We start from the raw sequence: 26,495 nt of genomic DNA on the forward strand, positions 1-26,495 counted from the left end.
GGGGCGCAGTATCAGAACAGGCGCCAAGTGTAATGGGTTCGGGCGGTTCGAATCTGCCGCGATGCAGCAGGAATCCCGCGCTGCTCTTGGGATGGGGGCGGATTTCAGTCCGGAAACAGCGCCATCTGCCCAGTCAGCAGCGTGTCGAAATCATCGTCGAGGAAGGGCAGGATGGCGTCGGCAATCGGCTGGAGCTGTTTTGTGATGTAGTGGTCATAATCGATCGGCGACTGGCGCGGATCGAGCGTCTCCATCGGCATCGGCCCGGCCACCGTCATCACATAGCTGATCCAGCCGCCGTTCTGGTACTGGCGCGGGCGGCCCTGGCTATCGTTATAGGCATCGGCCAGCCGCGCGGCGCGCACGTGAGGCGGGACGTTGCGCTGGTAGTCGCCAAGCTGGCGCCGCAGGCGCTTGCGGTAGACCAGTTGCGCGTCCAGTTCGCCGGCCAGCGTGCGGCGCACGATGTCCCGCACATAATCGCGGTACGGCTCGCGGTTGAAGATCATCGCGTAGAGCGTCTGCTGGAACTGCTGCGCCAGCGGCGACCAGTCCGTGCGCACCGTCTCCAGCCCCTTGAACACCATCTCGGCGCGGCCATCGGCACGCATGACCTGACCGGCGTAGCGCTTCTTGCTGCCCAACTCGGCGCCCCGGATGGTCGGCATCAGGAAGCGCCGGAAGTGGGTCTCGAACTGGAGTTCCAGCGCGCTGTCCAGGTCGAAGGTCTGGCGCAGGTGGTCGCGCCACCAGTCGTTGACGTAGGCGACAAGTTCACGCCCGATGCGTGCCGCATCGTCTTCGGCATGGGCGCCGCGCAGCCAGACGAAGGTGGAATCGGTGTCGCCATAGATCACGTCATAGCCGCGCGCTTCGATCAGCAGGCGCGTCTGGCGCATGATCTCGTGGCCGCGCATGGTGATCGACGACGCCAGGCGCGGGTCGAAGAAGCGGCAGCCGCTCGATCCCAGCACGCCGTAGAACGCATTCATGATGATCTTCAGCGCCTGCGAGAGCGGCTTGTTCTGCTCGCGCTTGGCCGCCTCGCGGCCCTGCCAGATCCGCGCGACGATGGCCGGCAGGCAGTGCTTGCCGCGCGAGAACCGCGCGCCCCGGAAGCCGGGCACCGAATCGGCGTCATCGGGGTGGGCCAGCCCCTCCACCAGCCCGATCGGATCGATCAGGAAGGTGCGGATGATCGACGGATACAGGCTCTTGTAGTCCAGCACCAGCACCGACTCGTACAGGCCCGGGCGCGAATCCATGACAAAACCGCCGGGGCTGGCCTCGGGCGCCAGTTCGCCCAGATTCGGCGCCACGTAGCCCTGCCGGTGCATCAGCGGCATATATAGATGTGTGAAGGCGGCCACCGAGCCGCCGCTGCGGTCGGTCGGCAGGCCGGTGACGGTGGCGCGCTCCAGCAGGAAGGTCAGCAGCTCGGTGGCGGCGAAGATGCGGGTGACCAGCTCGCAGTCGCGCAGGTTGTAGCGTGCCAGCGCGGGCTTGTCCTCGGCGAACATGCGGTCGATGGCGTCCATGCGGTCGTAGGGGTTGTCGATCGCCTTGCCTTCGCCGAGCAGGGTCTGGGCCACCGACTCCAGGCTGAACGACGGAAAGCTCCACGTGGCGCCGCGCAGCGCCTCGATGCCGTCGATGATCAGCCGCCCGGCCGCCGCCGCGAAGTAGTGCTGCTGCCTGGCGTGCTCGCGCCACTCCATCTCGGCGCCGCCCCGGCCCAGCCGCAACGGCACCTGGAACTGCACCGCGTGGGCCTGCAGCACGCGTAGATCGAACTGGACGAGGTTCCAGCCGATGATGGCGTCCGGGTCGTGCTCGGCCAGCCACTGGTTGAGTTTTTCGAGCAGGGCGGGGCGGGTGTCGCAGTATTCGAGCGCGAAGTCCAGCGGGGCCGGATCGCCCGCCGGCGCCGGGCCGAGCATATAGACCTGCCGCTGGCCGCAGCCTTCCAGCGCAATCGAATACAGCTCGCCATGGGCGGTGGTTTCGATATCGAGCGAGACCAGGCGCAGGGTGGGGCGATAGTCGGTGGCCGGCTTCATCTGCGCGTGGCGCAGCACGCCGTGCGCGTCCGGCTGGCCGTCGAACCAGACCGGCGCGGTGATGAAGCGCTCCATCAGGTAGCGCTCGGGCGGGCGGATATCGGCCTCGTAAACATCCACGCCAGCCTGCCGCAGCGCCTTGTCGATCCGGATCAACTGGCGGTGCTGCTGGCAGTAGAGCCCGAGCACGGGCCGACGGTGGAAGTCCTGCAACTCGAGCGGGCGCAAGTCCACGCCGCGCTCGCCGCGCAACAGCGGCTCGGCCTGATCGCGCTGGGCCTCGGGCACGAAGGCCACCGACGGCTGGGGCGGCAGGCGCAGCAGGCGCGGCCCCTGGTCCGTGGCCAGCCAGAAATCGACCTCGGTACCGGCGGGGGTATCGCGCCAGTGCCGGGTCAGGATGAAGCCCTGCTCAAGTGCCACGCTGGAAGCCTATGGAAAACCTGTGGGGAGGTGCTGGCGGGATTCTAGCCCCTACCGAACCGTTTGCAGGAAGGCCAGCAGGTCGGTGATCTCGCTGTCGTCGCCGATGCCCCAGAAGCGCATCTTGTTGCCCGGCACCACCTTGTTCGGGGCGTGGATGAAGGCGCGGAGCGTCTCGGGGGTCCAGACCACCTTCGACGTCTTCATGGCATCGGAATAGCGATAGTCGGAAGTCATGCCCGCCGGCCGGCCAACGATGCCGTTGAGATGGGGGCCGAAGGTGCCGCGCGCCGCCGGGCCGATCTTGTGGCAGGAGGCGCACTTGCGGTCGAATACGGCGCGGCCGGTCTCGATATCGCCGGCGGCGTGGGCGCTGGCCTGCATGACGAGGCAGGCAGTCAGCGCGATCAAGGGAAAACGCATGGTAGGTCAGCGAGGAATTGCAGCGGCGACAGTGTAGCCGCCCCCTCGGCTTTTCCCTTCGTCACCCCGAAAAATCGGCCGAATCACGATTCGACATGGCCTGATAACTCTGATTATCTCGACCCGATATTTAAGCCGACAACAGCGGGCCGCCAGACAGCCCTGAAACTCGGACAATCCTGTCGCGCGGTGCCTTCCGGGCAGCTTGCGGCTGGCGGCTTGGTATATGCTGTCGCGGCGCCTTTTCGCGCATAGATATAGACAGGGTGCCGGTGCCAATGAATGACAGCGTGAAGATGCAGTGGGACGATGGGGAGCGCGTCTTCCATCGAGGGCGGCACCCGGGCGGCGGCAACGGGCCGACCGTCCTGCTGGCGCGGCCCGCCGCCGAGCACCCGCTGCCTGCCTCGCTGGATCGCCTCGCCCACGAATTCGGCCTGAAGGACGAACTGGATGGCAGCTGGGCCGCCCGTCCGCTGGCACTGGTCCACGAAGGTGGCCGGAGCCTGCTGATCCTGGAGGACGCCGGCGGCGAACCGCTTTCGCAGCAACTGGGCGTGCCGATGGAGACGGAGACGTTCCTGGGGCACGCCATCGGCATCGCATCGGCACTGGGCAAGCTGCACCAGCGCGGGCTGGTCCACAAGGACCTCAAGCCCACCCATATCCTCGTGAATTGCGCCGACGGCCAGGCCCGGCTCACTGGTTTCGGCCTTGCCTCGCGGCTGCCACGCGAACGGCAGGCCCCGGAGCCGCCCGAGACCATCGCCGGCACGCTCGCCTACATGGCGCCCGAGCAGACCGGGCGGATGAACCGGTCGATCGACTCGCGCAGCGACCTCTATGCCCTGGGCGTCACGCTGTACCAGATGCTGACCGGTGTGCTGCCATTCGTGGCGACCGACGCCATGGAGTGGGTCCACTGCCATATCGCCCGCCTGCCGGTGGCGGCGCGCACGCGGGTGGAGACCATCCCGGACATGCTCTGCGACATCGTCGCGAAGCTGCTGGCCAAGACGGCCGAGGAGCGTTACCAGACCGCCGCCGGGCTCGAGCATGACCTGCGGCGCTGTCTGGACGACTGGACGCGGCAGGGCAGCATCGACGCACTCGCACTCGACGAGCACGGCACGCGCGACCGGCTGCGGATACCCGAGAAGCTGTACGGGCGTGAGCAGGAGGTCGATACGATGCTCGACGCCTTCGCGCGGATCGTCGACGGCGGCGTGCCGGAGATGGTGCTGGTCTCCGGCTATTCCGGCATCGGCAAGTCGTCGGTGGTTTATGAACTGCACCGGGTGCTGGTGCCGCCGCGCGGGCTGTTTGCGTCCGGCAAGTTCGACCAGTACAAGCGCGACATCCCGTATTCCACGCTGGTGCAGGCCTTCCAGGGCCTGGTGCGCTCGCTGCTCGGCAAGCCCGATGCGGAGCTCGAACGCTGGCGCGGCGCGCTGCTGGAGGCGCTGGAGCCCAATGCGCGGCTCATGACCGACCTGATCCCGGAGCTGAAGCTGATCATCGGCGAGCCGCCGCCGGTGGCCGAACTGGAGCCCCAGCAGGCGCAGCACCGCTTCCTGCTCGTCTTCCGGCGCTTCATCGGCGTATTCGCCCGGGCCGAGCATCCGCTGGCGCTGTTTCTCGACGACCTCCAGTGGCTCGACGCCGCCACGCTGGCCCTGCTGGAAGACCTGCTGAGCCATGCGGACCTGCGCTACCTGATGCTGATCGGTGCCTATCGCGACAACGAGGTCGACGACGCGCATCCGCTGGCGGGCACGCTGCGCGCCATTCGCGGCAAGGGCGTCAGGATCGACGAAATCCGGCTGGCGCCGCTTACCGGCGGCCATGTCGAGCAACTGGTGGCAGAGTCGCTGCATGGCGAGCCGGCGCGCATCGCGCCACTGGCACAGTTGATCTGGGACAAGACCGTCGGCAACCCGTTCTTCGTGATCCAGTTCCTGCACGGGCTGGTCGATGAGAACCTGCTGACCTTCGACCATGCCGCCCGGGATTGGCGCTGGGAGGCCGACCGCATCCACGCCAAGGGTTACACCGACAACGTGGTGGAGCTGATGGTCGGCAAGCTGGCCCGCCTGCCCGACGCGACCCAGCAGGCCTTGCAGCAACTGGCCTGCCTCGGCAACGTCGCCGGCATCACCACGCTCTCGACCATCCTCGGCATGGCCGAAGGGCAGGTCCATGCGGCCTTCTGGGAGGCGATTCGCCAGGAGCTGGTCGAGCGGCAGGAGGGCGCCTACGCCTTCGTGCACGACCGGATCCACGAAGCCGCCTATTCGATGATCCCCGAAGCCTCGCGCGCCGAGGCCCACCTCCGGGTCGGGCGACTGATTGCCGCCCAGACGCCGCTGGACCAACGCGAAGGCGCGATCTTCGAGATCGTGGGCCAGCTCAACCGGGGCGCGGCGCTGATCGCCGAACAGGACGAACGGGACCAACTGGCCGAATTCAACCTGCTGGCCGGCGAGCGCGCCAAGGCGGCGACGGCCTACGCCTCGGCGCTCACCTATTTCGCGGCGGGCGCGGCCCTCCTGAACGACGACGGCTGGGTCCGCCGGCCTGCGCTGCGATTCGCGCTGGAGTCGGGTCGCGCCCAGTGCGAGTTCCTGTCCGGGCAGGCGCCGGTGGCCGAAGCGCGGTTCGCGGCGCTGTCCGCGCGCGCCACGACGACGGTCGAACGTGCCCAGGTCACCTGCTGGCAGGTGGACATCTACGTGGTGCTCGGCCAGCGCGACAACGCCATCGCCGTTTGCCTCGCCTTCCTCCGCCATGTGGGGATCGACTGGTCCCCGCACCCGGACGAGACGGCGGTGCAGGCCGAGTACGCGCGCATCCGGTCCCAACTCGGCGATCGGCCGATCGAAACGCTGATCGACTTGCCGCCGATGGAGGATCCCGCCTCGATCGGTACCGTCGACGTCCTGATCAAGCTTTTCGTGCCGGCGTCGCATACGGATGCCAACCTCGCGTCCCTGACCATCTGCAAAGCGACCAACCTCAGTCTGGAGCACGGCAACGCCGATGCCTCGTGCGTGGCCTACACCAACGTGCCCAGGGTGGTCGGGCGGCGCTTTGGCGACTACGCGCGCGCCTTCCAGTTCGGCCAGCTTGGCTGCGAACTGGCGGAGCGGCGCGGGCTCGATCACTACGAAGCCCGCACCTACCTGTCCTACGCGCTGTTCGCCCGGCGCTGGGCGGAGCCTGTGCGGACCACCAACGACCAGTTGCGCCGCGCCTTCGGCGCCGCGAACCGGACTGGCGACGTGCCGTTCGGCGCCTTCGTCTGCAACAGCCTCGCCGCCAACCTGCTGTTCATCGGCACGCCGCTGGCAGAGACCCAGAGCGAAGCCGAACGCGGCCTGGCCTACGTGAAGATGAAGCGCTTCGGCCTCGTCATCGGCTTCATGGAGACCCAGCTTGCGCTGATCCGGATGTTGCGCGGCCTGACGCCGGCATTCGGCAGCCTGGACGACGCGCAGTTCAACGAAGCCCAGGTCGAGGGCCGCCTGCCCATGGGCTCCATCCTGAACGCCTGCTGGTATTGGATCCGCAAACTGCAGGCGCGTTATGTCGCCGGCGACCATGCGGGCGCCCTGGAGGCCGCGTCCCGGGCAGAACCGCTGCTGCCGGCCGCGCACGGGTTCATCGAAGAGGGCGAGTACGTCTTCTATAGCGCGCTGGCCCGGGCCGGCCTGTGCACCGCCATGCCAGCCGACGACCGCCAGCCGCATCTGGACATCCTGGCCGCCCAGCAGCGCGAACTCCGCATCTGGGCCGATCTCTGCCCGGAGAACTTTGCCGGCCATGCCGCGCTGGTGGCTGCCGAAATCGCCCGGCTCGAAGACCGTGTGGTGGACGCCGAACTTGGCTACGAGACCGCCATCCAGCTCGCGCAGGATTGCGGTTATGTGCACAATGAGGCGCTTGTCAACGAACTCGCGGCACGCTTCTATGCGGCGCGTGGTCTGGCGAAGATCGCCCGTGTCTATTTGCGGGACGCCCGTTACGGCTACCTGCGCTGGGGCGCTGCGGGCAAGGTGCGGCAGTTGGAGGCCGAATATCCGCAACTGCGGACGGAGGAAGCCGCGCCCGGGGCGACGAACACCATCGCCACGCCAGTCGAACATCTCGACCTTGCCACCGTGATCAAGGTGTCACAGGCCGCCTCGGGCGAAATCGTCCTGGACAACCTGATCGAGATGATCATGCGCACGGCCATCGAGCAGGCCGGCGCCGAACGCGGCCTGCTGATCCTGTCGGACGGCGGCGAACTGCGAATTGCGGCGGAAGCCACGACCGGCAGCGACGCGATCCTGCTGCAACTGCGCGCGGCGCCCGTGAGCGCGGCCATGCTGCCGGAATCGGTCCTCTACCATGCCCTGCGCACGCGCGAGAACGTGTTCCTCGACGACGCCGTGGCCGAGCCGTCGTTCTCCGCCGACCCGTACATTCGCCAGCATCGCGCCCGCTCCGTGCTCTGCCTGCCGCTGATGAACCAGGCCAAGCTCATCGGCGCGCTGTACCTCGAAAACAACCTGACCGCCCGCGTGTTCTGCCCGGCCCAGATCGCGGTGCTGAAGCTGCTGGCCTCGCAGGCCGCCATCTCGCTGGAGAACGCCCGGCTGTACCGCGACGTGGCGGAACGGGAAGCGAAAATCGGGCGACTCGTGGACGCCAATATCATCGGGATCGTCTTCTGGCGGGGCGAGGGCGAGATTCTCGAAGCCAATGATGCCTTCCTGCGCATGGTGGGATATGAGCGCGAGGAACTGCTCTCGGGGCGCGTGGGCTGGAACGACCTGACGCCGCCGGAATTGCGCCCGGTCAACCACCATGCACTGGCCGAGGCCGTGCGGACGGGGCACGCGCGGCCCTTCGAGAAGGCGTACGTCAGGAAGGATGGCAGCTACTTGCCGGTCATCGTCGGCCTGGCCACGTTCGAAGCCGGCCGGAAGGAGGGCGTGGCGTTCGTGCTCGACCTGACTGAGCGCAAGCAGGCCGAGGAAAGGGTCCACCAGGGCGAGCAGCGCTATCGCGAAGTCCAGGCCGAACTTGCGCACGCCAACCGCGTGGCCACCATGGGGCAGCTTGCGGCGTCGATCGCGCACGAAGTCAGCCAGCCGATTGCGGCGACGGTGACCAATGCGCAGGCGGCACTGCGCTGGCTGGGCGCCAAACCGTCCAATATCGACGAGGTGGGCCAGGCGCTCACCCGTATCGTCAAGGACGCCAACCGCGCGGGGGACGTGCTCGGGCGCATCCGCCAGCTGATCAAGAAGGCACCGCCGCGCAAGGAGCTGGTGGACATCAATCAGGCGATCGGCGAGGTGGTCGAGCTGACCCGTGGCGAAGCCGACAAGGGCCGCGCCACGGTGCAGGCGCAGCTTGCGGACGGCTTGCCAGCCATCGAAGGCGACCGCGTGGAACTGCAGCAGGTGCTGCTCAACCTGATCATGAACGCGCTGGAGGCCATGGGCGGCATCGGCGACGGTGCCCGGCAATTGCTTATCCGCACCGTGCAGGCCGAGGCCGGCAGCGTGTTGGTGACGGTGAGCGACACCGGCCCGGGCTTTGCGCCGCAAGACGCCGAGCGCGTGTTCGCCCCGTTCTACACGACCAAGGCCACGGGCCTGGGCATGGGTCTGTCGATCTGCCGGTCGATCATCGAGGCCCACGGCGGCCGGCTCTGGGCGAGCCCGAACCAGCCCCGGGGCGCCGTGGTCCAGTTCACCGTGCCTGCGCAACCGGCTGCGTGACGGCCGGCGTGGCAGCTTTCGCGGCGGGGGCGGCTGGCGCGGCTGGCGCGCCGGGTGCGGGCTGAGCCGGCTGGGCCACCGTCGCCTGCGTCCATCCGCCGCCGAGCGCCTTGTACAGGCCCACCCGGCTGGTCAGCCGCGCGAGGCGGATCGTCACCAGCGTCTGCTGGGCGTTGTAGAGCTGCCGCTGGGCATCGAAGACGCCGAAGTAGTCATCCACCCCGTTCTTGAAACGGATTTCCGACAGGCGCCGCGTCTCGGTAATCTCCTTCGCCAGCGCCTCCTGCGCAGCCGTCTGGCGGTCGTAGGTGCCGCGCGCGGCCAGCCCGTCGGCCACTTCGCGGAAGGCACCCTGGATGGTCTTCTCGTAGGCGGCCACGTTGATGTCCTTCTGCACCTCGGAGACGGTCAGGCGGGCCTGATTGGCGCCCGCGTTGAAGATCGGCAGGGTGATCTGCGGCGCGAAGACCCAGGCCATGCCGCCCGAGAACAGCCCCGCCAGCGTGCTGCTGGCCGCGCCGACGCTGGCGGTCAGCGAGATGGTCGGGAAGAAGGCCGCCCGCGCCGCGCCGATATTGGCGTTGGCCGCCTTGAGCCGGTGTTCGGCGGCCATGATGTCTGGCCGCTGCTCGAGCACGGTGGAGGGCAGCCCGGCCGGCAATTCGGCCACAAAGGAATTGTTCTCGAACGGCTGCGGCGCCGGCAAGTCGGCCGGCAGTTGCCCGCCGATCAGCAGCGCCAGCGCGTTTTCATCCTGCGCCACCTGGCGTGTGTACTGCTCCACGCCCACGCGCGCCGTCTCCAGCTGGGTCTGGGCGCGATGCGTGTCGAGCTGGGCCATGCCCCCCGCGCGCTTGCTGCGGTCGATCATCTGCGCGGCGTCTTCCTGCACCTTGAGCGTGTCCTGCGAGATCTTCAGCAGTTCCTGATCGGCCCGGAGCGTCAGGTAGGCACTGGCAACCTCGGCCACGAGGCTGATTTGCGCGCTGCGGCGCACCTCCTCGATGGCGAGGTACTGTTCCAGCGTTTCGTGCTTGAGGCTGCGCACCCGGCCGAACAGGTCCAGTTCGAAGGCGTTGAAGCCCACGCCGGCGGTCCACGCGTTGATGATCGGGTCCTGCCCCGGCGGGCGCAGGTCGCCGCTGATGCGCGAACTGGCGAAGCCGGCGCTGCCATTGATGGCCGGGAACTGCGCCGCCCGCTGGATGCGGTACTGCGCGCGCGCCTGGTCGATCGACAGCGTGGCAATGCGCAGGTCGCGATTGTTGGCCAGCGCGAGTTCGATCAGCCGGCGCAGGCGTGCATCGGTGAAGAAATCTTCCCAGCCCAGACTGGCGGCGGGTGCCTGCGCCTGCGCTTGCCCCGGTGAGGCCGCCTGGGCACCGGATGCGCCCGATTGGTACGCGGCGCCGGTCGGCCATTGCGGGGGCACCGGCGACTCGGGCCGCTGGTAGGTGGGTTCGAGCGTGCAGGCGACCAGCGCCAGCGGGAGCAGGGGGACTAGGTAGCGCATCGTCGTGATTGTCTTGGTCATGGTGGTTATCCCGAAAAAGCGCGTCGCAGCAGCTGGGCGATGGCCACGCCGGGCCGGCCACGGTCTGCGATGTTGTGTGCGGGCTCGCTGAACAGCAGGCGGATCAGGCGGTGGCGGGCGGCCGTGTCGGGGCGCAGCGCCACGCCGGCGAGGTTGCCGCGCGCACGCGCCACGCGGCAGGACACCCAGCCCAGCGGCGCCAGCCAGATCGCCCCTTCGGCGCCGTCCATGCCGCGCGTGACGGCCGCATTGCCGTCGAGCAGCAGGCCCGCGCCGTTGCAGGAGAGGTCGCGCGTGGTGCCGTGGAATTCGTAGGCCACGCCGTCCTTGCCGTAGAGCCGCAGCACGGCGCGCTCCCGGTGCGGAAAGCGTTCTTCCTTGCGGGGGCGCGGCAGCTCGAAGCACACCAGCAGGGAGGCGAAGTACAGCACCATCGACACCAGCGTCCAGCCGATGTTGAAGGCCAGGCCGGGCGCCGAGCCATCGGCGGCCACGGCACGCGCCAGCCCCATGCCGGTGAACAGGAACATTCCGCCGTAGAGCGCGGCGAACTTGCCGTGGATCACCAGCTTCGAGCGGTCCAGCCCCTTGTTGGTGACCTTGAACGGTCGCCCGAACGGCTTGAACACGGCGCTGGCCAGCGTGGCGGTCACCGCCAGTGCCGCCACGATCTGGGTGACCTCGGTGAAGATCGGCATCGCCCGCGAGCCGGTGATCCAGATGCTGTAGGCCCAGTACAGCAGCAGCGCCGGCACGCCATAGGCGAGGAACTGGACCGGATCGCCATATAGCGTCGGCACGTTGAAATACCAGTAGAGCAGGGGGCCGGCCAGCAGCATCAAGGTGAACGGGCGGCTCAGCCAGTGGAGCAGGCCGTGCACGTAGTGCAGCCGTTGTCGCAGCGAATAGCCGCGCCCGCGCAGGGGGCCATCGGCGGTGAGCGCCACCTGGATCGTGCCCAGCCCCCAGCGGCTGCGCTGGCTGATGTACTCAGGCAGCCCTTCGGCAGACAGGCCCACGCTGAGCCGCTCGTTGAGCCAGCGCGTGATGTAGCCGTGCGGCATCAGGCGGTAGGTCAGGTGGATGTCCTCGGTGACCGTGCCGGTCGGGAATCCGCCGATCTTGGTCAGCGCGTCGCGCCGCACCACGAACGAAGTGCCGATGCAGAACGCGGTGCCCCAGGCGTCCTTGGCCGGCTGCATGACGTCGAAGAAGGCCCGCTGCTCGTCCACCCAGCATTCGGTGGAGCGCAGGTTGTACTGGATCGGGTCGGCGTTGTAGTAGAACTGCGGCGTCTGCACCACGCCGACCACGGGGTCGTCGAACAGGCCGATGATGCGCAGCAGGATGTTCCGGTTCGGCGCGAAGTCCGCGTCCAGGACCATGATGAACGCCGCGCCGCCCGCCTCCGCGCTGTGCTGTAGCCCGTTATTGAGGTTGCCAGCCTTGGCGTGGGTGTTGTCCGGACGGGTCACGTAGCGCGCGCCGACCGTACCGCAGAAGTCCTTGAGCCAGTCGCGCCGGGTATCGTCGAGCACCCAGACGCGGAAGTTGGGATAGTCGATGGCCAGTGCGGCGACGATGGTCTTCTCGAGCACGTCCAGCCCCTCGTTATAGGTGGCGATGAAGATGTCCACCTGCGGCACCTCGGGGCTGCGGCGCAGGACCGCCTCGCCGGCATCGGCCGCCGCGCTGTGGTCCGAGGTGCGCGTCAGCGTGACGATCGAGATCAGCGTGTAGGCAATCGTCAGGGTCTCGAAGCCGAAGAACGCGTACGACCACACGCTCGGGAAGTCCATGCGCCAGTCCGGCAGGGTCTGCGTGCAGCGCCAGACGTAGTAGCACGACAGCAGCACCCCGGCGGCGATGCCGAACAGCCAACGGTCCGCCGCGCGATGGCGGCTGCCGCGCAGGCATAGCACCGCGATCAGGAAGGCGCCGGCGTTGATCTCCATCAGCATCCGGTTTTCGAGAAAATCGGCGAACATCGTCACTCCTTGTTGGCGACATTGGCGGTGTCGGCCTGTCGTCCGCCGGGCTGGAACGGATTCCAGCCGGCCGCGGCCAGGATGGCCCACGCGGTGGCCCCGAGGTGGGGCAGGTGGTAGTAGTAGAAATCGTCGGTGGTGCTGTCCGGGCCGATCTGGAGACCGGTGCGGATGCGGCGCTCGGGCGTGGCAAAGAGGTAGCCCGAGGGCGCCCGCTGGGCCAGCAGCAGCGGCCAGAGCGGGCGGGCCTCGTCCTCGCGGCCCATGGCGCGCAGGACCAGCGCGGCCTGCCCGGTGCCTTCCGTCCAGACGCCATCGGGGCTGGCGTTGAAGCCGTAGCCGCCGCCCACGGCGTGGCGGCTGCGCGTCCAGTCAAGCGCGCGGCGCCAGGTATTGGCCGATTCGGGCACGGCGATCAGCGGCCATAGCGAGGCATCGAGCGCGGACGGCCCGGCGTTGAGCGAGCGGCCATCGTCGCGCGTGCCGATGACGAAGCGGCCTTCGCCGGGCTGCCACATCGCCTCCACGAAGCGCTTGGCGCGGTCCGCGCCGGTGCGCCAGCGCGGGTCATCGCTGTAGCGGCCCAGCCAGCGGAAGGCCGCGTAGGCATCGACATTGTGTTCGGTGGACTTCCAGCCCTGCCGCTGCGGCGCGGGCTCATGGCCGAAGAAGCCGCCGATAAAGGCCGCCGGGGGCTCGCTGGCGAAGGTCTGCTTGTCGATCCAGCCCATCAGCGTGCCGGCGGTGTCCAGGTAGCGGCGGTCCTGCGTCGATTCATAGACCGCCAGCAGCAGCAGCGCGGCCCAGGCGACATTGCCGGTGGCCGTGCCGACCTGGTAGCGGTCTTCGAACCATTTCTTGCTCGGCTCGTCCCACCAGCCCGGCAGCGGCACCGGGCCATCGGGCACGGCGCCGGCGCGGTAGGCATTGCGCACGCGGCCATCGTGGTAGTGGCGGTCACGCGTGACGCCGGCCACCACGCCATCGGCAATCCGGCGCGCGGCGGCGGGCTGCCCGCAGGCAATGAGGGCGATGCCGGCCAGCGCGTTGTCATAGACGAAGGCCGACTGGCGCAGCGGGGCGGGCAGGGGCTCGCCGCCGGGGGCCGGCTCGTAGCTGCCGAGCATGACCGGGCCCTTGCCGGGCAAGGCGCCGACGCGCGCGGTCAGCGCCTGGCAGGCGCCATCGCGCAATTGCTGGCGCGCGGCGTCGGGCGGAACCGGGGGCGCGGCCATGGCGGGGGGCGGCGTGGCGAGCGCGGCGGCCATCAGGCACGCCCCCGCGCACGCCAGCGCTTGGGAGGGTAGGGAATAACGCTGCACGGCGAGGTCTCCTTCCTGCGGGCGTGGGGAACGTGGGGGATTGCCGATCCAGTCGAACGCAATCGAACGCAATCGATCTCAGATCAGGCTCTTGAACCACGGGCGATCGAGGCTGACCTTGGCCCAGTGGCCGAGCGCGCAGCGGTCCGTGCCGCTGCCGCTGCTGCCGGGCAAGTCAGGCAGAGGCTTGTTCAGCTTGGCAATCAGATAGATCTCGTTCTTCTCGATGGGCGGGAAGGGCACGAAGTAGCGCGCCTGGTCGCCATCGGGGGCGCGCGGCAGGATCTCGGACACGGCGCCCGACACCGGCACGGCCACGCCATCGACCTGCACCTTGACCTTGGCGCCGGGCAGGAGGTCCTTGCTGAGGCTGCGCGGGAACACCGCCACCACGCTCGGCTGGGCGCAGTTGGTGGTGCGCATCAAGGTGGCGCCGGCCGCCACGCGCGTACCCGGCGGGGCGGTCACATCCTCGACGATGCCGCCGCCATAGGCCTTGATGTCGAGGTTGGTGACCCGCTCCACGCGCTCCTGCTCGGCGGCGACGAGTTTGTCGACCGACTGGCCGTACTCCTCCAACTGCTTGATCTCGGCTTCGAGCTGCACGTTCTCCGCGCGCAACTCGTCCTGCCGTTGCGCGAGCGAGCCCAGCGCGCCGTCGGTACTCGACATGTACACCTTGCCGCGCGCCGCCTCGCTGCTGCCGCGTGCGGTATCCAGTTCGGCCTGGATCGCATCCCGATTGCCGGCCAGCACGGTGAGCTGGTTGCGCGAGGCATCGGTATAGGCCTGGCTCACCGCCCCGGCCCACTGCATGGCCTGGTTGCGATTGACGAGGTCGGTCTGCTGGTCGATCTGCTGCTTGGCCACGGAGAGCCGCGCCTCGATGCCGCGCAGCTTGGACGCATGCTCGCGCTGCGCCGCCGACTGGTAGCGCTTGATGTCGTCGCCGGTGGACGCCAGCCGCGCCTGGTTGCCCTCGAGCTTGGCCTTGGCGGCTTCATAGCGCTTCTGGTTGTCGAGTTGCTTGCCGAGCAGTTCCACCAGCAGCGAGCGGTCGGTATTGGGATTCTGGAGCGTCATCAGCGACTGCCCCTGCGCGAAGGTGCTGCCCACAGCCACGATCTGCTTCGTCACGATGCCTTCGACCGGCGTGGTGACGAGGTTCACGGGGCTGTTCACCACGGCGCGCTCGGAAGACCGCGTGAACACGGGGGGGAACATCACGGAGAGGACCACCCAGATGATGAAGGCCACCATCCCGTAGCTGGCCAGCCGCGGCACGATCTGCCACAGCGGCCGCAGGCTCAGCGTGCCGCCACGCCGCGCGACGAGGGGGTCGTCGAGCTTACCGCCGGGCGGGGGCGCGGGGGAGGTGGGCCGGCGCGTCGGCAACGTTGGTTTGTTGTCGGGCTTGTCGTTCTGCATGCCATCCTCCGAACAATAGTCAGCGCCCGTCAAAAAAACGGGCAAAAGCGTCCCCACCGCGATGGCCGGAGCGGAATCGCGGAAATCACGGGCAAAAGCTGCACCCCGCACGCGGTGTTGGCGCGCGCGGAGGCGCAACGTCGTCGTCCCCAGGTAGTTCTTATGCGCGTGGTCCCGGGCTGTTGCTACGCGCCGGAACTGGCTTTACTTCCAGACCGGGCAGGCAGGCCGGTCATTTGAGAGGTCCACAAAAGCGGACCGGTACAGCGAGGCGTTACACGCCCATTGATGCTCCGTGACACCATATCGCGGATGGGATCGGCATGGCATTGCCGGAGCGATTCAAAGGTAGTCAGTTTGACGGGGGCGTGCTGTAAGGAAGTGTAAGGACTGTATATCGCAATACTTAGTACGGCCGTTCGGTTGGCCGCGTGCGACAAGGGTCATGCGCGCGTCACGCAACACTAGTAATGAAGCGGTGACGTGAGAGCACTGCATCAGGGCATGATGCAGTGTCTCGGTGCAGTTGTGATGGAAGAAGCGTAGGGGAAAATGTTACGAGGTCGTAGAGATTGCAGCGTGCTCACTGCGCGACGCGCGGCACGAGCAGATCTCCCATGCCCACGCGATGGAGCATCTCGGCACGCAGGCGGTCCAGCACTGCGAAGCCGACGTCGGCGCCGTCCTGTGTCGGATCGACATGCACGCGGAACGGCCGCTTGCCGAACGGCGCGTTGACGACATCGACGATGGCGTCGGCCACTTGTCCCGCATCCGCATCGGGCGGCACGATGCCGGCGAACGCGTGCTGGATTTCATCGCCAAAGCCGGGATAAGGGCCCGACTCGTATTCCTCCGCGCGCGCGGTATCGGCAGGCAACCCCGTGTGCGCGAAATGGTTGGTGCCGCTGGTGAACGCGCCCGGGACGATGATCGATGTCTCGATGCCCCAGCGCGACAACTCGCGCGCGTACTGGACCGCGATGGCATCCATCGCTGCCTTCGCCGCGAAGTAGGGGGCGAGGTAGGGCGGGGTGCCGCCAGCGGAACTGCTGCTCGACACCCAGACCAGCAGCCCTTGCCCCTGGCGGCGCAGATGGGGCAGCACGGCGCGGTTCACGCGCTGGGTGCTGAGCACGTTGATGTCGTACAGCTGGGCGAATTGTTCCGGCGTGAACGCCTCGGCGGGGCCGAAGGCCATGTGGCCCGCGTTATGCATCAGTACGTCGATGCGGCCCGTGGCGGCGAGGATGCTGGCCACGGCGTCATCGATGGACGGCTGCGACTGTACGTCCAGCTCCACCGTACGCAGATCAGCGTCATGCGTGCGGGCGAACGCAGCCATTTGCGCCACGACTTCGGCATTGCGGCTGGCCGTGTTGCGCATGGAGGCGTAGACCGTGTGGCCGGCCTTGGCGAGGGCCTCGGCGGTCAGGCGGCCGAAGCCGCTCGACGCGCCAGTGATGAGGATGACTTTCTTCATGATGGACTCCGCTCCTGCATCAGATGATGCCGCCGTTGACGCGGATGGTTTGCCCGTTGACCCAGGCGCCATCGGGGCCAGCCAGGAAGGCCACGGTGTTGGCGATGTCCTCCGGCGCGCCCAGGCGCTCCAGCGGGGCGAGCCGGGCGAGGTTGTCGATGACTTCCTGCGGCTTGCCGTCGAGGAACAGGGCGGTGGCAGTGGGGCCGGGTGCCACGACGTTCACCGTGATGTTCCGGCCGCGCATTTCCTTCGTCATCACATGCGTCATGGCTTCCACGCCGGCCTTCGTGGCGGCGTACACCGCGTAGGCGGGCTGGTAGAGGCCGACCACGCTCGACGACAGGTTGATCACTCGGCCGCCGTTGCGCAGGCGGCGCGACGCTTCGCGCAGCGTGTTGAACGTGCCCTTGAGGTTGATGGCGATCTGGCTGTCGAACAAGGCGTCGTCGCTGTCGGCCAGCTTCGCCAACTTCATGATGCCGGCGTTGTTGACGAGGACGTCCACACCACCGAAAGCGGCTTCGGCGGCATCGAACATGCGCGCCACGGCGGCCGGGTCGGCCACATTGGCCTGCTCCGGAATCGCCCGGCCGCCGCCGGCTTCGATCTCGGCGACCAGCGCCTCGGCTTCGCCAGCGCTGCCGGCATAGTTGACGACGACGGTGAAGCCGTCCTGCGCCAGCCGGCGGGCGATGGCGGCGCCGATGCCGCGCGAGGCGCCGGTCACGATGGCGACCTGCTGGTTGGGGGACTTGGCCTGGGCGGTGGCTTCGGGGGTGATCTGGGTGGTGCTCATGGTTCTTCTCCGGGGTTGGGTGGCCGCCATTCGCTGTGTGACGCTGCGGGTTGAGTGAACTATGCGCGATTGGAGCGGATAGATAATCGGTCTAAAATTGCCCGCACTTGTTCTGGCAGGGAAACAATCGGCGGAGGGTGGGGTGGACCGGTTCGACGCAATGCGGCTATTTACGCGGGTGGTGGAGCGGCGCAGCTTTACGCTGGCGGCGCACGACATGGAGGTGCCGAGATCGACGGTGACCAAGGTCATCCACGATCTGGAGGGGCGGCTGGGAGTTCGGCTGCTGCAGCGGACCACGCGCGTAGTGCGGCCGACGCTGGACGGGGAGGCGTACTACCGGCGCTGCCTGACCATCCTGGACGACATCGAGGACGCCGAGGGCGCCTTCAACGGCGCCGAGCCGAAGGGGCTGCTGCGGCTGGAGGTGCAGGGCACAATCGCGCGCCATTTCCTGCTGCCGGGATTTCCGGACTTCCTCGCCCGGCATCCGCATATCCAGATCTCGATGAGCGAGGGCGACCGCTGGGTCGACATGGTGCAGGAGGGCGTCGATTGCGTGCTCCGCTATGGCAAATTGCCCGATAGCGAGCTGGTGGCGCGGCAAGTGGCGACCCTGGACCGGCTGACCTGCGCCACGCCGGCTTACCTGGCGCGGTTCGGCACGCCAACGAGCCTGGCATCGCTCGACGGGCACCAGATGGTGGGCATCCGATCGGTTACGACGGGGAATGTCACGCCGCTGGAGTTCGACGTCCACGGGGAAATACAGGCCGTATCGATACCGGCCGTACTGACCGTGACCGGGACGGAAAGCTATCTGGCCGGGATCAAGCTGGGGCTAGGGTTGGCCCAGGTGCCGCGCTTCCATATCGAACGGGAACTGGCCGATGGCGAACTGGTGGAGATCCTGCCGGACACGCCGCCGCCTTCGGCGCCGGTCTCGCTGCTGTATCAGCGGTCCCGGCAGCTATCGCCACGGGTGAGGGCGTTTCTCGACTGGGCCGCCCGGGAATTCGGCGATCGATGCAGAAAAGAGACGGAAAGCGACTGATCGATCATTTCCAGGCGAGATACTCAATCTCTCGTGATATACCACATACAAAATATTTACAGATGGTGCGACGCATCATATAATGGAAACTCCTAACGTCGCTGGAGTGCTTCATGGAAGTCGCCACCCTTTTCGCCCTCGCCGTCGCTTTCCTGTTCTCGGGCGTCAGCGTCACCATGGCCATCGCCGATATCGTCGATCCCCAAGGGGAGCGTGGCGCGGCAGGCGAATTGGTGGACGTGCGCGCGGTGTGAGCGCTTTGTAACCGTCGGCCGCGTTCAGAGTGAACCGTACGAGTGCAGGCCAGCCAGGTACATGTTGACGCCAAGGAAGGCGAAGAGCGTGACGAACAGGCCGGCCACCGCCCACCACGCCAGCACGCGCGCGCTCACCTTGCCCAGCATGCGCAGGTGCAGCCACGCCGCGTAGTTCAGCCAGACCGCCAGGGCCCAGGTTTCCTTGGGGTCCCATGACCAATAGCCGCCCCAGGCTTCCGCCGCCCACAGCGCCCCGAGGATCGTGGCGACCGTGAAGCAGGCGAAGCCGCTCGCGATGGCGCGGTACACCGCTTCGTCGATCCATGCCGGATCCGGCATGCGCGACCTCATGAAACGCCGTCCCGACAGCAGGCGCGCGCCGCCGAGCATGGCTGCGATCGAGAACGCGCCATAGGCGAGGAAGTTCGCCGGCACGTGCAGCTTCATCCAATACGACTGCAGCGCCGGAATCAACGGCGTGATCGCGCCTGCGCCGCGCGCGCCGCCATACCAGAACAGGAAGGCGTAGGCCGCGCACAGCAGCGGCAGGGTGAACACCGTGAACCCCGCCGCGCGATAGCGGGACGCCATGTACAGCATCATCAGGCCGGTCAGGATGATGAAGACGACAAACACCTCATAGAGATTGCTGACCGGTATGTGGCCCATGCCGGCACCGATGCGGTACGACTCGTACCAGCGCGTGAGGAAGGCCGCAGCCGCGAGCCCGAGCCCGGCCCACGTGGCAGCACGGCCGATCGCGGCCAGGCGCGCCCGCTGTCCTACCCAGCCGGCGATGGAGGCCAGCGTGGCAACGCCGATCAGCGCGCCCGAGCCCAGCAAAACCGGCTGGCTCACAGGGCCGCTGGCGAGGTTGTCGACGGCCACGGCGCCGCCGATATCGCGGCCGAGCTGCCAGCAGAGCAGCGATGCCACGGCACCCGTGCCGGCCATGAACGCCCGCAGGGGCGGCCACGCGTTGCCGGCATAGACCAGCCCGGCGGCGGCCAGCGCGAGGATCACGACCTCGTAGCCGTCCATGGCCGCCCACCAGCGTGCGTAACAGACGGCGACCCCGCCCGCCAGCGCGATGGCGAACAGCTTGCCGGGGAGGGTGCCCGCCGGTGGCGGATTTGCCACCGCAGCGGCGTTCAGGGCGGGGGCGGAGGCACCCGCCGGGGCGGGCTCTGCAATGGCAGTTTTCATGATGGTTCCGATAAGTCACGGTTGCCGGCGTCCACCGGCGGGAGGGGGCCGAGCGGCGCCAGCCATGCAGCCAGTTCCGCTTCGAGCCCGGGCATCTTGCGATTGGCGCGCAGACCGGCCACCGCCACGCGGCTGGCGGGGTCCCACCACAGCCAGAGGCGCCGCTCGCGCACCGCGTACAGCAGCCACACGCCGATGGCCAGCATCGACAGGCTGACGATCAACAGCGCATCGCCACCACGCCGGGCGACCTGCAGGCCGGAGGCGGCGCGCTGGCTGACGGTGCCGGCCAGCGCCCACGCGGGCGCGTCACTGGCCACCATGTCGTCGTGGGCGTTCAGCAGGTCCTGCAGGCGGCGCCGGGCGGAGGCGTCCTGTGGACCCTGCTCGTCGTCCTCGGCGGCCAGCGCGCGCGCGGCGCGCACCACCAGGCCGGAGAGCAGCGTGGTGGCTGCGCCCCGTTCCGCCTCGGGCACCGTCGCTTCCACCAGCGCGGCGATGCCGGGCGAGCCGTCATGGGCGAACACCTCCAGCGCACGGGCCGCCACGTCCGCCATTTCCGCGGAGGGCTTGGCCAGTATCCGGCGCGCCGCACGCTGCCGCGCGGCGGGATCCTGCAGTTGGCGCTCGAATCGCTCGAACGTGGTCGCCGATCCGTCCGCATCGACAGGCACGCGGATGTACTCGTAGCCCTCGCCATCCGCCCGGCGCACGCCGCTGACGAAGTAGCGGTCGCCGCCAAAGGTCAGCGGCCGCAGGTACGTCACCATGGTGCGGGGCTGGCCAGCCGGGTCGCGCAGCACGTATTCGATGGTCGGTCCCAGGTCGGCGACGGTGCCGGAGCGGCCTTCGAGGTAGCGGCGCAGCAGGCCCTGTGCCGGCGCGTTGCCGGTGTCCTGGATGTTGTCCATGCGCAGGTCGCTCGCCTGGAACGTCCAGGGCGCGTTATCGATCAGCAGCGGCACATCGCTGCCCACGGTGGCCGCCAGCGGCACCGCCGCGCCAGTCCGGGAGAACATGCGCAGGTTCAGCGTGCTGCCACCATCGGCAAATCCGGACTGGTAGAGCGTGACGCCGTGCTCGGCGAGCGGATGGTTGACGCGCAGCGCGTGGCGTGTCGGCGGCTGCCCGGGCAACTGGATCTCCAGGTCGCTGATGAAGTCCCGGGGCTGGCCGTTGGGATAGCGCTCGATGTGGAAGCGGTGCAGCCGCACGGTGAACGGCAGCGGCTGGACCAGATAGCCATCCCCGATGGGGACGATGGCGTTGCTGGCCGATTCACCTTCGGCAAGGGTGAGCTGGCCGCGATAGCTGAGCGTGCCGGCCGGCAGCACGCTGCTGGGCGGCACGGCATCGACGGGCAGGTCGCGGGTCTCGATCTGCTGGAGGCCGGCCAGCACGCGGCCCCGCACGGCGAGATCGCTGTCAAGGAACGCAGCCACGGTAATCAGGACGATTGCGGCGTGCGTCAGGATATAGCCGATGCGCCGCGCGCCACCGCGCCGCGCCGCCACCAGCAGCGCCCCATCGGCCGTCCGCCGTGTGGCGACACGAAAGCGCTCGCGCCGCAGCGCCGGCATCAGAGTGGCCAGCAGCGCGGCCTCGCCTGCGTCGTGGCGGAAGCGCACGCGGCAGGGCAGGGTCTCGACGAACTTGCGGTTCACCCGATCCTGCCGATCGAAGACCTGCCGGAGCATGGCGGGCGTATTGCGCACCACGCAGATCGCCGTCGACGTGGACATGACCACCAGCAGCGCGCCGAACCAGCTCGCGTGGTAGACGTCGGTCATGCCGAGGAACACCAGCACCGCCGTCCAGGTCGTGCCGTATTGGGAGACATAGGCGGCCGGCCCGGCGTTCTGCGGCACGATGCTGCCGATGCAGGCCGCCAGCGCCACGATGACGAGGATCGCCACGGCGAAGCGCATCGAGCCAAGCAGGTGATACAACGCGCGGGCCGCCTTCCGCACCCGTTCCCCGAATGCGATGGGTGCGGGGTGGGCCGATGGCCGGGTTGGGGCGTTCGTGCTCATACCCGTACCTCCCTATCCAGTGTGCCGAGGCGCGGCGCGCGGGCGGCACGCTCGCGGAACAGCATGACGTAGAGCGCCGGCATCAGCAACAGCGAGAACACCGGCGCCGACAGCATCCCACCCAGCAGCGGTGCGGCGATCCGCTTCATCACGTCAGCGCCCGTGGCGTCGGACAGCATGACCGGCAGCAGCCCGGCAAGGATCACCGACACCGTCATGGCCTTGGGCCGCAGCCGCAGCAGCGCGCCGCCCACCACGGCGCGGTAGAAGCCCGCCGAGCCGAGGTGCCCGCCATCATGCCGCCAGCGGCCGACCGCCTGGTCGAGGTAGAGCACCATGACCACGCCGAACTCGGTGGCCACCCCGGCCAGCGCGATCAGGCCGATGACAACCGCGACCGACATCTGGTAGTCCAGCCACCACACCAGCCACACGCCCCCGGCCACGGCGGCGGGCAGGCAGAGCAGCACCAGCAGCACGCGCCGCAGGCTGCGGAAGTGCAGGTAGAGCAGGCCCAGCACCAGCGCAGCCGTGGCGATGCCGATCAGTGCGAGGTTGGCGGACGCGTTCTCGAACTGCAGGTACTGCCCGGTCCAGGTGGCGGTGTAACCCTGCTGGTGGATGCCGGCCGCCGCCAGCGCGGCGCTGGCGCGGCGGTAGTAGCCGCCGATATCGGCGCCAGCCACGTCGACGAACACGTAGCCGATCAGCTTGGCGTTCTCGCTCTTGATCTCGGTGGGGCCATCGCTGATGCGGATGTGCGCCAGATCGCGCAGTGGCGCGAGCGCGCCGGATGGCGCCTTGACCTGCAGCGCGCCGATGGCGTCCGGCGTCTCGCGTTGCCAGGCCGGCAGCCGCAGCGTCACGGGGATGCGCTCCCGCCCGTCGGTCATCACCGTCAACTGCTGGCCGCCGAGCGCGCCTTCGATCACACCCTGGATGTCCGCGATGCGGATGCCGAGGCGCCCGGCCGCGGCGCGGTCGATGTCGATATCCAGATAACGGCCGCTGCCCGCGCGCTCCGCAAACACCGAGCGCGTGCCTTCCACCCGATTGAGCACGGCCTGGATCTCGCCGGCCATGGTGTCGATGCCCGCGAGTGTCGGCCCGCTGACCTTGAGCGCGAGCTGGCTGCGGATGCCGGTAGACACCATGTCGATGCGCGTGCGGATGGGATAGCCCCAGGAGTTGGTCAGGCCTGGCACGCGCACGGCGGCGTCCAGCTTTGCGATCACGTCCTCGATCGACGTGCCGGGGCGCCACTGGTCGCGCGGATGCAGGCGGATAGTCGTCTCGATCATCGACAGCGGCGCCGGATCAGTGGCCGAGTCCGAGCGGCCCACCTTCCCGAACACGTGCTCGACCTCGGGAACCTGCAGGATCATGCGATTGGTCATCTGCAGGATGTGCTGCGCCTCGGCGGCGGAGACCGATTGCAGCGTGGTCGGCATGTATAGCAGGTCGCCTTCGTCCAAGGGCGGCATGAACTCGCTGCCCAGCCGGTAGAGCGGCCACGCGGCGCTCAGCACCAGGGCGAGGCCGGCGACCAGCGCCAGACGGGCATGGCGCAGCGTGCCGAAGAGCAGCGGCGCATACACGGCACGCAGGACACGGCTGACGGGGTTGCGGGATTCGCCACGGATCTTGCCGCGCACCGCGTAGCCCATCAGCACCGGCGTCAGCGTGATGGCCAGCCCGGCCGCGAAGGCCATCGCATAGGTCTTGGTGAAGGCCAGCGGGAAGAACAGCTTCGCTTCCTGCCCCTGCAGCGCGAAGACCGGCAGGAAGGACACGGCGATCACCACCAGCGAGAGGAACAGCGAGGGACCCACCTCGTTCGCGCTGGCGCGCACCATCTCCCAGCGGCGCGCGGGTGCGGGGTCGGGTTCCTTTTCCAGGCGCCGGTGCATGCTTTCCACCATGACGATGGCGGCGTCCACCATCGCCCCCACGGCAATCGCGATGCCGCCCAGCGACATGATGTTGGCGGTGCTGCCCTGCAACCGCAGCACGAGCAGGGCGCCGAGAATGCCGACCGGCAGCGTGACGATGGCGGTCAGCGACGAGCGCAGGTGCAGCAGGAACACCAGGCAGACGAGCGCGACGGCCAGCGATTCCTCGATCAGTTTGGTGCGCAGTGTATCGACGGCGCGCAGAATGAGCGAGGAGCGGTCGTACTGGATGGTCACCTTCACGCCCGCCGGCAGACCGCCCTGCAACTGGCCCAGGCGCGTCTTGACCCGCTCGATGGTGTCGAGGGTGTTCTGGCCCTGGCGCATGACCACGATGGCGCTGGCGGCATCGCCGTGGCCGTCCACGTCGACGGCACCCTCGGTGGGGCGCGGCACGGTAGCGATGGTGGCGACATCCCGGAGCCGGATCGCGCCGCCGTCTGCACTGTTCGCCACGGGAATCTCGGCCAGGTCGGCAGGCTTGCGCAGCAGGCCATTGGCCCGCACCACCAGCCGCGAGCGCGCCAGCTCGAACGCGCCGCCCTCGATGGCCTGGTTGCTCTCGCGCACGGCGCCGGCAACATCCGCGATCGAGAGATCGAGCGATGCCAGCCGCTGCGGATCCACCTGGATCTCGTACTGCCGACCCTTGCCACCCACACCCGCGATTTCCGCCACGCCGGGGATGGCGCGGAGTTCCGGCGCGAGATAGTAGTCCTGCAGTGCCTTGAGCCGATCCGGCGGCACCTGCCCGGATGGGTCCTCCAACGCGTATTCGAGGATCCAGCCCACGCCCGAGGCATCCGGACCCAAGGTGGGCGACACGGCGGCGGGCAGGCGGTCGCGGATCTGGTTGAGCTGTTCCGTGACGCGCGCACGCGCCACGGCAGGCGCCACGCCATCACGAAAGACGATGTACAGGTAGGACTGCCCATACATGGAGAAGCCGCGCACGGCATCAGCATCCGGAATGGACAGCATCGCGCTGGCCAGCGGATAGGTCACCTGATCCTCGACCAGCTGGGGCGGCTGCCCGGTGTAGTCGGTCTTGACGATGACCTGCGTATCGGAGAGATCGGGCAGGGCATCGAGCGGCAGGCTGCGCAGCGAGACGATGGCCGCCACGCAAAGCATCGCCGCGGCAAGCAGGACGGCCGCGCGATGCGCTATGGACCAGTCGATGATGCGTCCTATCACGATATGTTCTCCGTCATGCCGATGTCATTGGGGCGGATGCGCTGCCGCCACGCTGTTGCCTTGTCGTTACAGGATCTCTTTCACGGCCGCGCCGCCGCCCATGCGCTGGCGCGTGGCCGCCAGAGAAGCCTCCGCACCGAGCAGGAACTGGCCGTTCACGGCGATTGCCGCGCCTTCGGCCAGTCCGTCGACAATCTCGACGCGCTCGGCGTCTTCCTTGCCCAGCCGCACCTCGGTCGGCACGAAACGTCCTTCGCCCAGCGCGACCATGACGAAGCTCCCGTGGCCGGTGCGCAGCACGGCATCGCGCGGTGCCGTTAGCGTGGTCTCGCCCGCGACCTCGACGATGGCATGGAGGAAGGTGCCGGCGACGAGGGCGGCGGGCACCTGGTTGAGCGTCACGCGCACACGGGCCTTGCGGGTGGCCGGGTCGACCTCCGCCGTGGTGGCACGCAGCGGTGCGGTGGCGCGCCAGCCGGGCACGGTGTCCGAGGTCAGCGTGAGCTGGCCACCCTGCGCAAGCAGTGGCAGTTGATCGGGATAGAGCGACAGCGTGGCGCTAGTGCCGCGCGGGTCGCCGTAGGTCAGCACCGGCTGGCTGGGTCCGGCAAAGCCGCCCGGCCGGACATTGATGGCGGAAACGATGCCGTCGCGCTGCGCCAGCACGGGAATGACCTCGGTAATGCGGCGCTCCGTATCGAGCTTTGCCATGACCGCCGGCGGAATCTCGGCTTCACGCAGGCGGTCCCGCTGGCGGGCAATTTCGCGCGCAAGACTGCCGAGCATCGCGTTGCTCTGTTCCAGCGCGGCCATGCCGCCGGAGGTCAGGCCGTCGCGGCGGGTCAGCAGGTCGAGGTAGTCGCGCTGGCGCTGTTGCGCCTCGGCGGAGTAGATCTCGTAAAGCACCTGGCCCTGACGCACCCGCTCGCCGGTTGCGGCGACGCCCAGGCGCTTGATCCAGCCCTCGAACTTCGGCGTGGCGGACGTGGCACGTCCCTGGTCGGATTCGAGTACGGCGTAGGTATTGATGACCGGTTTCAACTGGCGGTGCGTGACGACCTCCACCGCGATGCCCATCTGCCGGTAGGCGGCATCGCCCACGGTCACGGCAATCGGCGCGGCGGCAGCAGATTGCTGCGCGTGCTGGTGCTGCGGCATCGACTGGGTGGCGCCGGCCTTGACCAGGTGCATGCCGCAGATCGGGCAGCTTCCCGGCTGGGCCGTGACGATGTTCGGATGCATGGGGCAGGTGTACTGCGTGGCGCCACTGGCGGACTTGGTTGCCGCCGTCAGCAGTGCATTCCCCGCTTCAGGTCGACCGTGCATCTGGTCGTGCCCGCCATCCGCATGCGCCCCAGCATCGGCGGTCACCGCCCGCGCCTGGCTGATCAGTGGATCGTTGACGTAGTCGTACGAAGCCACCATTCCCACCACACCAGCCAGCAGTGCCACGGTAGCGCCGCCGATGCCCAGCATCGCACCTTCTTTCATGTTTTTCACCTTGCTCTCTGTGGCCGGCCGCGACGATGTCCCCGCCTCGGCCAGCCGTTAGCCCCGCGCTG

15 protein-coding genes are annotated in these 26,495 nt (G+C 68.4%); 3 read left to right on the plus strand and 12 right to left on the minus strand.

The window, feature by feature from the left end; translation table 11 throughout:
• Positions 1-104 precede the first annotated feature (104 nt).
• Complete coding sequence (locus tag AC1DP9_RS18010; RefSeq protein ID WP_477108090.1) at positions 105-2,483, minus strand: DNA polymerase II; 2,379 nt, start codon at positions 2,481-2,483, stop codon at positions 105-107.
• 51 nt (positions 2,484-2,534) lie between these two features.
• Positions 2,535-2,906, minus strand: a complete 372-nt coding sequence (locus AC1DP9_RS18015; RefSeq protein ID WP_477108091.1) for a c-type cytochrome — start codon at positions 2,904-2,906, stop codon at positions 2,535-2,537.
• A 278-nt stretch (positions 2,907-3,184) separates the two neighbouring features.
• On the opposite strand from AC1DP9_RS18015, the gene AC1DP9_RS18020 reads away from it, so the two are divergent.
• Positions 3,185-8,680 (plus strand): trifunctional serine/threonine-protein kinase/ATP-binding protein/sensor histidine kinase, encoded by a 5,496-nt coding sequence (locus tag AC1DP9_RS18020; RefSeq protein WP_477108092.1) that lies wholly within the window; start codon positions 3,185-3,187, stop codon positions 8,678-8,680.
• Here AC1DP9_RS18020 and AC1DP9_RS18025 read toward each other — a convergent pair.
• From AC1DP9_RS18025 to AC1DP9_RS18050, 6 genes are all read right to left on the minus strand, one after another.
• Positions 8,652-10,214 (minus strand): efflux transporter outer membrane subunit, encoded by a 1,563-nt coding sequence (locus tag AC1DP9_RS18025; RefSeq protein ID WP_477108093.1) that lies wholly within the window; start codon positions 10,212-10,214, stop codon positions 8,652-8,654. The genes AC1DP9_RS18020 and AC1DP9_RS18025 overlap by 29 nt on opposite strands.
• Before the next feature lie 5 nt (positions 10,215-10,219).
• A complete protein-coding gene (locus AC1DP9_RS18030) occupies positions 10,220-12,202 on the minus strand; it encodes a glycosyltransferase family 2 protein (RefSeq protein WP_477108094.1) in 1,983 nt (660 codons plus the stop codon).
• A gap of 2 nt (positions 12,203-12,204) precedes the next feature.
• Positions 12,205-13,470, minus strand: coding sequence for a hypothetical protein (locus AC1DP9_RS18035; RefSeq protein ID WP_369823508.1), 1,266 nt, complete (start codon positions 13,468-13,470; stop codon positions 12,205-12,207).
• Between the two features lie 132 nt (positions 13,471-13,602).
• The gene (locus AC1DP9_RS18040; protein WP_477108095.1) at positions 13,603-14,952 is read right to left on the minus strand and encodes an HlyD family secretion protein; all 1,350 of its coding nucleotides are present in this window, start codon (positions 14,950-14,952) and stop codon (positions 13,603-13,605) included.
• A 583-nt stretch (positions 14,953-15,535) separates the two neighbouring features.
• Positions 15,536-16,435 carry an SDR family oxidoreductase gene (locus AC1DP9_RS18045; protein WP_477108096.1) on the minus strand — a complete coding sequence of 300 codons (900 nt, stop codon included), beginning with the start codon at positions 16,433-16,435 and terminating at the stop codon, positions 15,536-15,538.
• A gap of 19 nt (positions 16,436-16,454) precedes the next feature.
• On the minus strand, positions 16,455-17,234 hold the full coding sequence (locus tag AC1DP9_RS18050) for an SDR family oxidoreductase (RefSeq protein ID WP_477108097.1): 780 nt from the start codon (positions 17,232-17,234) through the stop codon (positions 16,455-16,457).
• A 142-nt stretch (positions 17,235-17,376) separates the two neighbouring features.
• Here AC1DP9_RS18050 and AC1DP9_RS18055 point away from each other — a divergent pair, with 142 nt between their 5' ends.
• Both AC1DP9_RS18055 and AC1DP9_RS18060 read left to right on the plus strand, forming a co-directional pair.
• Complete coding sequence (locus AC1DP9_RS18055) at positions 17,377-18,288, plus strand: LysR family transcriptional regulator (RefSeq protein WP_454757087.1); 912 nt, start codon at positions 17,377-17,379, stop codon at positions 18,286-18,288.
• A 113-nt stretch (positions 18,289-18,401) separates the two neighbouring features.
• Positions 18,402-18,542, plus strand: a complete 141-nt coding sequence (locus tag AC1DP9_RS18060; protein ID WP_454757086.1) for a hypothetical protein — start codon at positions 18,402-18,404, stop codon at positions 18,540-18,542.
• 24 nt (positions 18,543-18,566) lie between these two features.
• Here the strand turns inward: AC1DP9_RS18060 and ccsB are convergent, their stop codons facing one another.
• From ccsB to AC1DP9_RS18080, 4 genes are all read right to left on the minus strand, one after another.
• Positions 18,567-19,751: a c-type cytochrome biogenesis protein CcsB gene (ccsB, locus tag AC1DP9_RS18065; RefSeq protein WP_477108098.1), complete on the minus strand. Its 1,185-nt coding sequence runs from the start codon at positions 19,749-19,751 to the stop codon at positions 18,567-18,569.
• The gene (locus AC1DP9_RS18070; RefSeq protein ID WP_477108099.1) at positions 19,748-21,784 is read right to left on the minus strand and encodes a cytochrome c biogenesis protein ResB; all 2,037 of its coding nucleotides are present in this window, start codon (positions 21,782-21,784) and stop codon (positions 19,748-19,750) included. Before AC1DP9_RS18070 ends, ccsB begins: the two co-directional genes overlap by 4 nt.
• Positions 21,781-24,933 (minus strand): efflux RND transporter permease subunit, encoded by a 3,153-nt coding sequence (locus AC1DP9_RS18075; RefSeq protein ID WP_477108100.1) that lies wholly within the window; start codon positions 24,931-24,933, stop codon positions 21,781-21,783. Before AC1DP9_RS18075 ends, AC1DP9_RS18070 begins: the two co-directional genes overlap by 4 nt.
• A gap of 66 nt (positions 24,934-24,999) precedes the next feature.
• Complete coding sequence (locus AC1DP9_RS18080; RefSeq protein WP_477108101.1) at positions 25,000-26,424, minus strand: heavy metal-binding domain-containing protein; 1,425 nt, start codon at positions 26,422-26,424, stop codon at positions 25,000-25,002.
• Positions 26,425-26,495: the final 71 nt, after the last annotated feature.

Source organism: Cupriavidus sp. 01L43, from assembly GCF_056399925.1.